Raw genomic sequence first — 12,315 nt, 5'->3', positions numbered from 1 at the left:
CTTTCGATTAATCTAATTATATACTAATTAGTATATAATTACAATCTTTCTAGTATTTATTTTTAAAGAAAATTTTCTAGTAAGCTCAAAAAAATTAGCCTCCTCCTTAATCCTTTGCTTAACGCTGCTTGCAGACTAGGAGGGGGCTAATTTTTGAGGTTACGGTAACTTTTTATAGAACTTACCACTTAGGATTTTTTCGCCATATACATATCGAAATTCGGTCTAGATCCGCCTCTAAAATTGCGTGTAACTTCTTGCAATTAAATGCAGTGACATCGCCATGCTTTAGCCATTTGCAGCCGTCCTCATGGTCAAAATATGCCATACCACCTAAATTAATCGAAACTGCCTCTGGTAAAGCGTAAGTAGCATCACGATGGGGATTAATTTCAGTGTTGCCGCCACAGATCAAAATATAGTCGTGGGTTGGATAAATCTCTGTAGCGATCGCTTTGATAACTTGGTCGTCATGTCCTGCAATCTCCATCTTTTTTGTAAACAAAGGCTGTTTACCAATCCAAACAATTTTTCTATCTTCGGTAAGACTACTTTTGTCCGCCTTTCCATACTTGGATAAAAGATTTTTGGAATGCAAATAAAGTTGATCGAAGTCCATAAACATCCATTTGAAATCAGATCTATATTATAACTTATAAGCTTGTAAATATATACCAATTAGTATATAATAAAAAGAAAAAGAGCTAGAGAAAATGGCAGTAATCGGAGTGACTGGAGCAAGAAAACTAACCACTGAACAAGTGGAGCAAATCAAATATGAACTATGGGAACTAGACCACACTGGCAACGAGTGGCACATAGGCGACGCGGCGGGAGTGGATGAACTAGCTAGAAACTGGGTAGTAAATGGAGAACTCAAAATATATGAAGTAACTGGCTCTGAAAAGTGGCACTACGCAGAGAGAAGCACTCGCATGGTAAAGGCGATCGCATCCGTAGGAGGGACACTCCACGCATGGGCAAACAAACCAGCACCACAAGGACTAAAGCCCGCTAAAAACTGGAAAGGCGCAAACGGATCAGGAACGTGGGGGACTATAGCACTAGCAAAAGGACTAGGCGTAACTGTCGAACTACACTGGCTAGTTGATGGACTCGAATCCCCAGACTGGCTCTGAGGTACTCGGGCGGCGCAGCCGCCCCAGTGGGGGCTAGAGGTGAGGCAAAAAAACGCCGCCCTAAGCAGAAAACTCGAACCCCACCGATAACCCCACCGCCCCACACACACTAGGCGAGGGGGTGCAGGGGGAGTGCCAATGAACGTCCCCCTGCGATCGGATTAAACAAATCGGCTTTGCCGTCTATATTTCTTGGCGCGGATGAAATCGGCGCTTCTTCGTGCCTTCGCAGTGCGGTGCAATCAAAAAAGTCTGCTCAGCCCTTAAAACTTTTTTTGATTGCACTGCGCTGGCACAGTTCTGATTGCGAAGCATCAATAGATCGGGGTGTGGGGTATCCCCACATAAACAAAAGTATAGTCAATATTTCTAGCCGCAAAAGGTACACAGCCCACAAAGAGCAAGGGAGCGCAAGGGGTGTCTATCAAAATAAACAAATAATCCCCTTGCGCCCCTTGCTAAGCTGGGATTTGTACCTTTTGCGGCTCAATCAACAAAAGTTCAGTCAAAATGAGATCGAGGGGTTTGGGGAAACTTCCCCAATCAAACAAATGGCATTTTGCCCGATCGCATAAACGCGAAGCATCATTTGTTTCTGACGACGGAGCGATCGCCGATCTTGGGCTTAGACAGGAAGATCGGTGAATAGCTCTGTCGCTCTTTGTGCCTTTGTTGCGGTGCGATCGCTTGCTGATACCTTGGGCTTTAATGAGGTAAGCGATCGCACTGCAACAGCACATTCAAAATGCGAAGCAACAATTATATGTAAAACCTCTCAACATAGACAGCAAAATTTTCTCTTAGAGATCACCTGCGAAGCGTATGCTTCGCTTCAAGCGGGATAACCTAGCAACCGAGTAACTAGCCCCAAGGTGAACAATACCCCTACCCACAAGTATCTCACTCGATTTAACCGACTTCAGGGGGTATTGTTCACCGAGGGCAGTAAACTAAGCTACCAACGGGGCGCTAGTAGCAGACATAACCTGTGCGATCGCTAAAGATATAGAACCGAACTCTGTAGTCATGGCGATTCGCCTTACCGATCTTTCGTGCCTTTGTCATGGTGCGATTTAATTGGCGATCGCTCAGCCCTTATATCGCCAATTAAATCGCACTATGACAGCACAGTTCGGATCGGGCTTTGCCCGTCAATATAGATGTTAGTTACTCGAGGTGGTGGGCCAGGTGCAATAACTCTAAATTTCTGAGACAGCGATCGCTACTTAGCACCTAGCCCGCCTCCGCCAACGAAGCTACAGAGAAAACTATTCGGGCGATCGCTCTAAGCTTTTACAACTTTCCCCTAGAACGAGAATCAACAAACGTTCAACTTACGGACACGGTGCGATCGGCGATGTTGGGTGCAGCAGGAAGATCGGCGAATAGCACTGTGTCTCTTTGTGCCTTTGTCATGGCGAAATTTTCAAAATTCCTGCTTAGCCCTTCGAGAATTTTGCAAATTTCGTGATGACAGCACAGGTTCGGATTACGCAGTATCAATATGCGATCGAGGTTTTGGGAAACTTCCCAATTAAATAAAAGTTTAGTCCGTTGTTTCTGGGCATGGCGAAAAACAAAGATCTTGGGTGTAGACAGGAAGATCTTTGTTTTTCGCTTTGCTTATTTGTGCCTTACGATGTGGTGCGATCGCCAGTATTAAAATCACTCAGAAACCCTAAGCGATCGCACTGCATCGGCACAGTTCGGACGCGAAGCAACCATACAGGATCGGGGGGGTGGGGGTGTCCCCCATAGAATAAAACTGACCAACGGAAATCAATGTTTTCTGGGTACAAAGCTTTGCCATAGATATTGTTTTCCACTGATTCTTGGCACGGCGAATCGATAATCAGTTACGGGCTTTGCAAACTGAATAGCGATCGCTGTGCCTCTTGTGCCTTTGTCATGGTGCGATCGGTAATCTTGGGCAATCGCAGGAAGATTGCCGAATAGCACGATGACAGCACAGGTTCGGACACGAAGTATCAATGTTTCTGGGTAGTGGGCTAAGTGAGCCATAAAAATCTGCCTAGCTCTAATTCCTAATAAGAGCGATCGCTATTGGTAAAGATTTTTTGGCTCACGGAAACGAAGGGACAATCACTGTAAACAACCAATACCTTGGGACTACTAGCACTTTGAGTAGGTCGAGACATTTGTGATCCTGATCGCATATTCCCACACCCAACATCACAGGAGCATAGATTCGAGATCGCATCCCCAACCTTGATAGAACGCGATACTAATCCCATAGAGAAAAACGTTCACAAGGCAAAAGCAATGATCCTCAATTCATTAAACCAAGTTCGCTCGATTGTAATCAATACCGTTGTTGGCACTGAACAGGCGATTATTTTTCTAGGCAAAATCTTCGTAGCCGATAAAGCTTATAACTCCCTCAACGATGCGATCGCAGGATGCAGACGAGATTTAGATTTGGGCATGGCAGTATTAATCGCGCCCAATGATAACCAGTTTAGTGTTTGGGTTTCGATTCCTAACGAATTGATTTTGCAATCTGTCTAACTCTTCACTACTAGTATTTCATCCCAGTTAGTTGTAAACCTCGGCGATCGCAGATCACTACGCATTCTCCACTCTTGCCTAATCCCCTCACTGGCAAACCGAATCGTTCCAGTTCCATAACGTCTGTTCAGTGTGTCAATTACTGCCATTAACTTTTCATCATGGCGATCAACTGCGGGTGATAGCAAATCCAACTGCACCGCATCAACCGAGCTTAAATCGTTCAGACTAACACCACATTTTTTATAACTGAATCCTTCGCGAAACAAACTTGTCATACAGAGCTTGGCATACCGAATCAATATTTGAGAACTGTTTGTTGCCGTCGGCAAAGCAACTGTAACCGAATTGCTGTATTGCAGTTCATCAGGCTTGAATCGGTTAGTTGTCAGAAATACCCCTAGAACCGAAGCTCTTAATTTTCTATGCCTTAATTTTGCCGCCGCCCTCGCTGCATGGTGGGCGATCGCTTCATGCATTTGTGCGAGACTAGTCAAAGGTTGACCAAAGGATCGCGAACAAATCATATGCTTTTGCGGTGGAGCGATCGCTTCCAATGGCAGACAAGACAAACCTCGCAGTTCATGCATGATCCTTACACCGACAATGCCCATGATTTGCTTGATTAATGATTCATTCGCATCTCTTAACTGAGCAGCCGCAGACTATCATCCATAACCCTACCGCATAACTATCTTGGAGTACCAAATACAACAAACGATGCCCACTTAGAAGGTTCAGAATATTCTTGCCTAACTTCAAGCATTGCCTGTCGTAATGCTTCGGATGGGAATTGAGTTTCCAGATGTTTTATAAATGTTTGCATTAACTGGCTCGTTGCTTGATCATCCACACTCCATAAACTCATTACTACCCGTGGTACGCCAGCTATTTGAAATGCCCTTGAAAGCCCTATAATACCAGCATCATGTGCTTTACCTAAACCTGTTTGACATGCACTTAATATAGCAATTCTCGCTCTAAGTCTTGTACTTTGGATCTCTTGTGCAGTCCACCAACCTTGATCGAATCTCTCTGCTGACAACATGAGAAAGCTATCGGATAAGGGATTTTGACTACTTGCAACACCATGTGTTGCAAAGTAGAGCAAACTTGATGTCCTAGCTCTCGAAACAATCTCTGCCTTTGTCGCTTCCTTTCTAAGAAGTGGGATAGCATTCATCATTTTTGCAACAGCTTGGGCTTCCTTCTCCGCCCCAGGCAAAGGTGGAACTGACCAAATAGTACTTTTTGGAAGATAAGGATTGCCTACAATCAATGGAGATTCTAATAAACCTCTTGAATTATCTTCATGCAAAGCTTGGCTAAGATCGAACAAGCTAGGAGCTATAGAAATAGACATTCTGTCAATCAGAAATGAGTTGTCTCTGAACGGTCTCAGGATAGCGAAAGGAACTATACCAATCTCCAAAATTGGTACGATGATTAGATGTTCTACAGTATCCAATTTGTTAGCTACTGTAGTTGGCAATAAAATCTGAGTCAGATTATTGATAGAGTGATCTTGTGATTCCCCTTCATTATCATCGACTGTTCCAGCTTTAATACGTTCTCGTAGCCGTGGCACACGAGAACGTTGCAGCGAATCTACATTAAGTGAATTTCTCAGTTTTATAATTGCTTCGCTAATATGTTGCTTAGATATCCTTTGACTTTCATATGCCTGTATTCCAAGAGCATCGACTAGCCAAACTTGGAGATTTTCCTTATCGTAAGAGTAAAAGAGTAGGGCAGTTCTGTCTGGGTATGTTATTTCACCATATCGTCCTCTTCGGTCTATTCTACTGTCTTCTGATCTGACTTTTAAAACTCTTGCAATACTTTCAGAAGATACGTCACTAAGTCTAATGCTTGGTGCATTTCGCGCTTTCCATAAATCCCTAAGCTCTCGTTTATGCTTTGAAGCTGCTAAGTCAAATAGTCGAACGGCATCATCTGGACGATTCTGAGCGTAAGTTGCTGAAGCCCAAGTAGATATAAAAAAAGGGATGGCTTTCAGAATCTGTCTACGTTGCATAGTATAGTTATGGATTTTGACTAAGTACAGGGCAAAAAAGTTGCGAAATTAGAGAGGAAAGGGTTTTATAAAAGATAACCACATCAACCATAAAACCCCTATCAAAGAGATTAACCTATTCCGAGAAATGTTGCAGCCGCATCTACAATAGAATGCAGCAAGACTAGCCTTTGTGGCTACATTTCTTATTGCGCTAATACGAGTAAGGACAGTGAATTTGGCAGAAATTGCCACAGGATTTAGCGGCAAAGCCAATACTTAGTTGATTCTCTTAAAGATCCAGAAGAATCTGCTGCTTATTTATCAGCAATTTTGGAAGAAGAAAATCCTGAGCCTGAGTTATTACCTTTATGTTTGGGGCATGTCGCGGCTGCACTGGGCAATGATAGCGATCACCAATGGGTAAAAGATTTTGCAGCAAACAATAAAAGCCAAGCTGTGTATGAGTTTGCACAGTGGTTAGATAGTCAAGGTCTAAGGCTTCAAATCAGTAGCAAAAGTAATTAATTTGAGAGTAGTGATGCGTTGCACCTTTCCACTAGAACAATTCAATCATGGAACTAAAATCTGCCAAACCCAAATCAAAACTCAGATACCTACGCCTATTATTTTTCATCCCTGCGATCACAGCTTTGGGTGTGATGACATATTGCATTTGGCAGATATTTCCTTGGTTTGTGGCTATGGCGATCGCGGGACCGATCGCTGGTTATTCGATTATGCAGATAATTCCTTTGTTTGTTAAATGAAAAAAACGATCGCTGTTTGCGGACAGGCGATCGCTTCAAAATGTGATGGGGATAATTTTCTAGTTGCCTAGCAAAGCATCTATATCAATACCAATATCGCCTAGATTTGCGGCTTTAAGCAAGGTCATGGCAGCAGCTTTGTCCATCCGCTTTAGTCCATCATTGTCAAGAATCCGATTGCCGATCGCAGTTCCCACTTTCTCAGGCAAATCTGCATACCTTCCGCCTTTTGCGGTTGGGCTTGGAATCTCATAGGCTGATACTTCCTGACCTGTTCTAGGGGAATCTTGAGAATCGGGACAATTCAACTCCGCCCGATCGACAGCGATCGCTTCAGCCGTCCTTCTAGCCAAGGCACTTGCACGATACTCTTTTGCTTCAAGAGTATTCGCAAGTTCAGCGAGTTTGTCCAATCCCTCTTGAGTCCACTCAGTTTTAGTGCCATCTTTTCCCCACAATCCGATCAGAGCTTCTTCATTGCGATTTTTTAGCTGCCGTACATACTCTTCAGAACATCCCAGAATACTCGCGATTTCTTTGTTAGAGTAGGTCTTAGGCACAGACATAGTAACCATTTCAGACATTTGTAACATCTCCTGTGACAAAATTGATTGCATCAGGATCGCAGAGCGTTACTGACTAAGCAATAGTGGATCGGTGAATGTTACAGATTCAGAAAACATTGTCACGATATCTGTTACTGCTTGGATCTGCGGTAATCCCAAGGCTTTTGATAATTGCCACTCCACACACCGACTTTCTTAGACTTTGCCTCCTCTTCGGCACTGACAATTATTTCTCTGTTGGGACAGTTCCCAGAGAATTGCCTATAGTGATAAGCCATACCAGCGTTGACCATTTCACCCCCAACAAACAAAATCTCATATTCCCCATTGCTACCCTTGCGATCGCTCTTTACCTCCACTTCGGCAATGGTCCGACCATAGCGATCTAGTTCAATCGGTCTAATTACAACTTGCTTATCCTCGACTAGCTCCAACATCAAAGCTTTGGACTCTGCACCCAACGGCTGACTTAACTCAGGCGCATCGATCCCGCAAAAACGAAGCTTCAACTTTTCCCCATCACAATCAACGGTGATCGTGTCACCGTCGGAAACTTTGGTTGTTTCGCAGATTCTAAACTGAGTATCTGCCAATCTTATCGGACGGGAGAGCGTTGGTTTGTCACCTTCGTAGCTTGGGCTTTTAGCAATCTCCCGTTGGTGATTTTGCCAAAAGAAAAAACTGGCTATTCCTGCGATCACAATGATCGTAACAATTGCCTCGACAAACTTTTCTTTCATGGTTGCCACGCTTAACCAATAAAAAAATAGCCTAAGTCCTTGCATATAGCTAGGCTCAGGCTATTATTAGATTAATCAATTTGTCCTCAGATATTTGTATAGATAAATATTGAGGACTAAACAAGTGAAGCGATTAATTAAATTTGGATTGTTTGGGGTTGTGATTGCAGGGGCGATCTCATCAGGTGGTCAAGCATTTGCACAATTGCCAAGTGTTTTTGTGCAGACTGGAACAAGTGGCGTTAGAGTTGGTGTTTCGGGAACACCTAGAACACAAGTACCCGTAACTTTTACACCTGATCTTGGGACTGGGCAGCCAAGGACTAGAACTGTTCGAGTAAATGCATGTGGCTTTGCAGTTGTTCCAAATGCAAATGGATTGGGTAGCTCAATTTCCTATGTAGCACAAACAGTAAACGTCGCGTCGGTTTTGGCTTTGCCTGTTCGTGAAGTGCCTACTTGCGTTAATGGCGTGCCATCTTCGCCACTTCCTAGCGATCAGGCAAATGGCGCTTATCATGCTCCAAATAACTCGATCTTGCTAGTTGGGTTGCCACCTTCAAGAGTTCTCGATCTGACCTATACAGATTCTTCACCTGTGAGCAGATTCATTACTCTTAATGCCTGTGGATTCGGGCTAACAAATCCACCCTCTGGCTATGGAAATATTTCTGTAAATGGCGGTGCGCCCGTTGCTTGGGGAAGTTTGCCAGTATCTCTATTTAATTGTGTAAGCGGCAACATATTCGCGAAAGCATCCTCAATCACGCCTGCGCCAACAATCCCCGCAACCTTCCGAGATGGCACATCTATCTGGTATTACGGTGCTCCATTCACAGAAATTACTACTACCTTTGAAGGCGCTCCCAATATCAGATCGGCAACTAGCGATCGCTGCGGTGGTTTACTTCTTGGATCTGCCACAAATCCCGTAAGTGGCACAGTCAAAGTAAACGGTTTATCTGTCAATACTGACACTTTACCCACAGCCGCAGCACGTCCAAGATGCTTGTTGAGTGGTGGCAATTATGCCTTTGAGTTTGTGCCAACTGCGCCAAACTTCAAGCTACCAAATGGACAAGTATTTTTGTCTGAGGTTGTGGGCTTAAATATTAACGGTGCTGCACCTAATAAATTTGGCGATCGCTCGATCCTCAATGTTGAAGTACCAGGCGTTCGCACCGTAAATAGTCGGACTAATGCCTGTGGCTTAGCACAAATCCGCAGTACATCAAACGCACCAATCTTGGCAGCTACCTTATTTACAAAGGGTAGCAACGCCCAAGAAACATTCTCGAATTTGCCCGAATTCGTAGCGCCACGCTGCACAAACAATGAATTGTTTGTCAAGGTGAACTAAGTCTCAGAACCCTTACACAGCCTCTGAATACGGAGCGCTTGCGATCGCAGCTTACTTTTTAGTTGAGCTGCGATTATTTTTTTTCTGTCCATCTCGTTTAATCTGGCAATCTGTTCAGTGGTTGTACCTTCCCCTAGTCGGTAAGAAATCTCAATCAATTTAGCTCTGACTTCTTCCCGCCTCACAATGGTACTTTGCAGATCCGACTCATCTCGAATCTGCTCAAAAGCAATTACAGCATCGGTAACTTTGCCCTTGATCGCGATCGCAATTTCAGATTTAGTTTTTTCGAGTTGAGCTAATTTGATCGCAAGATCGGCATTAGCTTGATTGTTTCTGGTCTGGTTAGCATCAGATGTTGCTCGTCCACTAATGATTGTGGGAAGTGCCTCAAACAATAATCTTGACTCTAAGGATGTACGAATTTCGCCAAATGCAAGAGGTCTGGAATTCTGCAAAAGTATTGGGGCGATCGCACTAACAAAGGGCTGAATACTTTCAATAAATGAGCCTTCACCTTGAACTTTAGCCAACTTCACCGCGTCCGATGAACTTGCAATTTGAGCATCGATCGCTCTTAATTCGGGACTATTAGCGATCGCTAATTGCTCCAACTGCTTAATACACTCAGGTGTTGAATCCAAGCAGGGCAGATCGCCCTTCAGCATTTCAAACTGCTCTGATTCCTCCCGTTGATCGAGTTTTTCATCTAGACCAGATCCTTCAATGGGTTCATCTTCTCCATTTCCACTAGAACCGTTCACAGGTTTGACAGTGTTAACATTTACAACTGGCTTATTGGCTGGGCGATCGATAGTAATAACAGGCTTACCATCCACACGCTCTAATCTAATTGGGCTTGGTAAAGGATTCTTGGTTGAAGGGGGTGGAGCTAGATCCTTTGCTGTTTGTGCGAATACGCTTGTCGCTGCGATCGGCAACATACAAAAACAACTCAACATCGATCTGGTTATTAACCTGCTTAACATATCTAATCCGTTTAACCTCACTAGCAAATTGGGCGCGAACCGTTGACAACTCTTGCAATTTATTTTCGACATCAGCAATCTTTGATCTGATTTCCGCAATCCTAAACTGACGTTCTTGTTCCGAACGGTTATATTCGGCAAGCGCTTTTTGATACTCCATCTGGGTTTGATTTTGTTGCAAGGCAAGCCTTACAGCCGCCTCTTGAGAATCGTATTCTTTCAAAGCCCGATTCGCTTTGGCAGTTTCAAACTTACCTAACTGAAGTTGAAGCATTGCCTCTTCCTTAGCCAGATCAGCCTTAACTTGAGCAAGCTTTTCATTCTCATGGGCTTCCACTCCAGACGGCAAATCTTTAGGATCAAGAGTAGCGATTAGATCGATTTTTCTCTGCTGCAAACTTACTTGATTCTTAGCTCGTTCAACCTTAATGCGCTGAAAATCTACTTCTGATTCATATTCCGCAAACGATTGTGGAGGCAATTCAGGAGCTTTCCGCACTGACAGAGGTTCAATTGGTTTCGATGGCTCTAGTGACAACCTTTTAATAGTTGCCAAGTATTCAGAGCGTTGTGCTTGCAGTCTTGTTCTTTCGTCTGTGCGATCGCTAATGATGGCATCCTTTTGCAAGAAATCTTTTTCTTTAACTTTCAAGTCTTTGGGGTCACTCAAAGTTAAAGTGATTCGCAACAATCTAGGCTGTGTCGTGGGTTCCTTGGGTGCGGTAACTTGATTGCCTTCCGACTGGGCAATCGCAAAAGGTAATTTTCCACCAATCCAAAAACCAAAGCTTCCGCCTATCCAACAAATAGCGATCGCCACTAAAAGTCTCTCCCTGCGAGATTTACGCTTTTGTTCTCTATGCTTTTTCAATGTTGCTAGCATTGAAGCCTTTACCTCATCTGCTGCACCATTGTCGATCAACTGTTGGGCGATCGCTGTACCAAGTATTTCAGGAAGATTATCGTATCGGTTCATCACTACGCACCTTAATGATTGCCTTACCATCCAAGATGAATGAGTCCATAATTGGCTCTAGATTTTGTTTTTGAGCATTTGTTAGTTCTATCTGTCCTCCTGATAGTCGAAAGGTATTAAAGGTCTTTTGTTCTAGGGGAAATCGCAAAGATTCCACATTATCGACAAGTAAATTGCCAGAAATCAAAGCATTGCTTGGTACTGACTGAAGCCATTCAGACACAAACATATCTTTAGGCTCAACCTCGATCGCTTGAATCGAAATTTTCTCACCAAGTCGAGTCTCTACACTACTGGGGCGGATTTGAGATGTCTCATTACTGCCAATCTGGTACAAGTCCCCATTCGCATCTCGACCAATAACCGATGACTCATTAGCCGCAATTACTTTAAATTCTCTGTCTACGATCTGCTCTGAAGTTGCCGCGTTGATTCCAGTAACTTTGACAAATACCTGTTGGTAAGAACCACTTTTTTTAAAGATATCTGCGGCAGTTTGGGCGCTACGGAAAAAAGATCTTTCAAATAGCTCGGTAACTCCACCATTGCTAATAAATTGACAAGAAATTATGAGTAAGGCGATCGCGATCGCTAAAATCCAATATTCACCATTGCCACCAGTCGAGAGCCTAGCTTTGGGATTCCCTGGTATTACTAGCCTTGCCGTACTCGGATAAAACGCGGCAACACCGCTTTTGGTAAAGGCATCAGAGAACCAGCCAAAGAAATAACCGATCGCAATTCCGAGCCATATTTGCCAACTAAACCACAGGGCAATGGGTGCGGTTATGGCTGTCACAATGCCTGTGGCAAGAAATGAATGTGTTACCGACCGATGGGCAAATTTTGATTCTAGGTATTTGGCAATTGGGTAAAGCACCATACCTGTATAGGATTTCGTGCTGTCCACGTCAGGCAGTTGTGACGCGATCGCACTTGCCGCGAGAACAAGGGGATCGGCTGTGCCAATAATTAACGATACAGAGCAAGTAGCGATCGCAGCATGAGTTATCGAGAGCATTGCTTAGCCTCCTCGACTGACATCACATCACCCATTTCCGTAACTGGTTCAAGTAGAAAATCTTCCAGATCCTCTCGGCATTTCAGATCGTCAATTTGCATAGTTGCGTAATAAATAGCGCGATCCATACAGTCCCGCCGATAGACATTGACCCATTGATCGCCCTTGAACTGTTTGTACTCGTCTCCATAGATACCCTTGACCATGT

The 12,315-nt window shown here is 43.9% G+C and carries 18 protein-coding genes and 1 pseudogene; 7 read left to right on the top strand and 12 right to left on the bottom strand.

Features of this window, described 5'->3' with window-relative positions; translation table 11 throughout:
* Window positions 1-181: 181 nt before the first annotated feature.
* A complete protein-coding gene (locus tag ABM313_RS15115) occupies window positions 182-619 on the bottom strand; it encodes a hypothetical protein (protein WP_434684007.1) in 438 nt (145 codons plus the stop codon).
* 94 nt (window positions 620-713) lie between these two features.
* Between ABM313_RS15115 and ABM313_RS15110 the strand changes: the two genes are divergently transcribed.
* Together ABM313_RS15110 and ABM313_RS15105 are read left to right on the top strand one after the other, a co-directional pair.
* Window positions 714-1,139, top strand: coding sequence for a hypothetical protein (locus ABM313_RS15110; RefSeq protein WP_434684006.1), 426 nt, complete (start codon window positions 714-716; stop codon window positions 1,137-1,139).
* Between the two features lie 641 nt (window positions 1,140-1,780).
* On the top strand, window positions 1,781-1,984 hold the full coding sequence (locus ABM313_RS15105; protein ID WP_434684005.1) for a hypothetical protein: 204 nt from the start codon (window positions 1,781-1,783) through the stop codon (window positions 1,982-1,984).
* 789 nt (window positions 1,985-2,773) lie between these two features.
* Here the strand turns inward: ABM313_RS15105 and ABM313_RS15100 are convergent.
* The 3 genes from ABM313_RS15100 to ABM313_RS15090 are packed head-to-tail and all read right to left on the bottom strand — an operon-like array spanning window position 2,774 to window position 3,394.
* Window positions 2,774-2,938, bottom strand: a complete 165-nt coding sequence (locus ABM313_RS15100; RefSeq protein ID WP_434684004.1) for a hypothetical protein — start codon at window positions 2,936-2,938, stop codon at window positions 2,774-2,776.
* Window positions 2,919-3,161, bottom strand: a complete 243-nt coding sequence (locus tag ABM313_RS15095; RefSeq protein WP_434684003.1) for a hypothetical protein — start codon at window positions 3,159-3,161, stop codon at window positions 2,919-2,921. Before ABM313_RS15095 ends, ABM313_RS15100 begins: the two co-directional genes overlap by 20 nt.
* A gap of 23 nt (window positions 3,162-3,184) precedes the next feature.
* Complete coding sequence (locus ABM313_RS15090) at window positions 3,185-3,394, bottom strand: hypothetical protein (protein ID WP_434684002.1); 210 nt, start codon at window positions 3,392-3,394, stop codon at window positions 3,185-3,187.
* A 28-nt stretch (window positions 3,395-3,422) separates the two neighbouring features.
* Between ABM313_RS15090 and ABM313_RS15085 the strand changes: the two genes are divergently transcribed.
* Window positions 3,423-3,668: a hypothetical protein gene (locus ABM313_RS15085; RefSeq protein ID WP_434684001.1), complete on the top strand. Its 246-nt coding sequence runs from the start codon at window positions 3,423-3,425 to the stop codon at window positions 3,666-3,668.
* Here the strand turns inward: ABM313_RS15085 and ABM313_RS15080 are convergent.
* Both ABM313_RS15080 and ABM313_RS15075 read right to left on the bottom strand, forming a co-directional pair.
* On the bottom strand, window positions 3,665-4,282 hold the full coding sequence (locus ABM313_RS15080; protein ID WP_434684000.1) for a DUF4113 domain-containing protein: 618 nt from the start codon (window positions 4,280-4,282) through the stop codon (window positions 3,665-3,667). The two genes, ABM313_RS15085 and ABM313_RS15080, sit on opposite strands and share 4 nt — an antisense overlap.
* Window positions 4,283-4,359: 77 nt before the next feature.
* Entirely contained in the window at window positions 4,360-5,706 is a 1,347-nt protein-coding gene (locus tag ABM313_RS15075) for a CHAT domain-containing protein (protein WP_434683999.1), read from the bottom strand.
* 100 nt (window positions 5,707-5,806) lie between these two features.
* Between ABM313_RS15075 and ABM313_RS15070 the strand changes: the two are divergent.
* The 3 genes and pseudogenes from ABM313_RS15070 to ABM313_RS15060 form a co-directional block, all read left to right on the top strand.
* Window positions 5,807-5,959 (top strand): annotated as a pseudogene (locus ABM313_RS15070) (IS4 family transposase); the annotation flags it as partial.
* Window positions 5,960-6,018: 59 nt separating this feature from the next.
* Complete coding sequence (locus ABM313_RS15065; protein WP_434683998.1) at window positions 6,019-6,213, top strand: hypothetical protein; 195 nt, start codon at window positions 6,019-6,021, stop codon at window positions 6,211-6,213.
* 47 nt (window positions 6,214-6,260) lie between these two features.
* A complete protein-coding gene (locus ABM313_RS15060; RefSeq protein ID WP_434683997.1) occupies window positions 6,261-6,455 on the top strand; it encodes a hypothetical protein in 195 nt (64 codons plus the stop codon).
* 59 nt (window positions 6,456-6,514) lie between these two features.
* On the opposite strand, the gene ABM313_RS15055 is transcribed toward ABM313_RS15060, so the two are convergent.
* Both ABM313_RS15055 and ABM313_RS15050 read right to left on the bottom strand, forming a co-directional pair.
* Window positions 6,515-7,039, bottom strand: coding sequence for a hypothetical protein (locus tag ABM313_RS15055; protein WP_434683996.1), 525 nt, complete (start codon window positions 7,037-7,039; stop codon window positions 6,515-6,517).
* Between the two features lie 113 nt (window positions 7,040-7,152).
* Window positions 7,153-7,761 (bottom strand): thermonuclease family protein, encoded by a 609-nt coding sequence (locus ABM313_RS15050; RefSeq protein WP_434683995.1) that lies wholly within the window; start codon window positions 7,759-7,761, stop codon window positions 7,153-7,155.
* Window positions 7,762-7,885: 124 nt separating this feature from the next.
* Between ABM313_RS15050 and ABM313_RS15045 the strand changes: the two genes are divergently transcribed.
* Window positions 7,886-9,121: a hypothetical protein gene (locus ABM313_RS15045; RefSeq protein ID WP_434683994.1), complete on the top strand. Its 1,236-nt coding sequence runs from the start codon at window positions 7,886-7,888 to the stop codon at window positions 9,119-9,121.
* Here ABM313_RS15045 and ABM313_RS15040 read toward each other — a convergent pair.
* Genes ABM313_RS15040 through ABM313_RS15025 form a run of 4 tightly spaced genes read right to left on the bottom strand, consistent with a single transcriptional unit; the run spans window position 9,118 to window position 12,313 of the window.
* Window positions 9,118-9,960: a hypothetical protein gene (locus ABM313_RS15040; RefSeq protein WP_434683993.1), complete on the bottom strand. Its 843-nt coding sequence runs from the start codon at window positions 9,958-9,960 to the stop codon at window positions 9,118-9,120. The two genes, ABM313_RS15045 and ABM313_RS15040, sit on opposite strands and share 4 nt — an antisense overlap.
* Window positions 9,961-9,970: 10 nt before the next feature.
* The gene (locus ABM313_RS15035) at window positions 9,971-11,086 is read right to left on the bottom strand and encodes a hypothetical protein (RefSeq protein WP_434683992.1); all 1,116 of its coding nucleotides are present in this window, start codon (window positions 11,084-11,086) and stop codon (window positions 9,971-9,973) included.
* Window positions 11,070-12,107, bottom strand: coding sequence for a metal-dependent hydrolase (locus tag ABM313_RS15030; RefSeq protein ID WP_434683991.1), 1,038 nt, complete (start codon window positions 12,105-12,107; stop codon window positions 11,070-11,072). Before ABM313_RS15030 ends, ABM313_RS15035 begins: the two co-directional genes overlap by 17 nt.
* Window positions 12,095-12,313 carry a hypothetical protein gene (locus tag ABM313_RS15025; protein ID WP_434683990.1) on the bottom strand — a complete coding sequence of 73 codons (219 nt, stop codon included), beginning with the start codon at window positions 12,311-12,313 and terminating at the stop codon, window positions 12,095-12,097. The genes ABM313_RS15030 and ABM313_RS15025 overlap by 13 nt, the downstream gene beginning before the upstream one ends.
* Between the last annotated feature and the right edge of the window lie 2 nt (window positions 12,314-12,315).

The organism is Pseudanabaena minima str. Chao 2107, from assembly GCF_051131155.1.
In the GTDB taxonomy this organism is placed as follows: domain Bacteria; phylum Cyanobacteriota; class Cyanobacteriia; order Pseudanabaenales; family Pseudanabaenaceae; genus Pseudanabaena; species Pseudanabaena minima.
The sequence above is the reverse complement of the archived record's forward strand: the minus strand, read 5'-3'. Positions and strand labels throughout refer to the sequence as shown.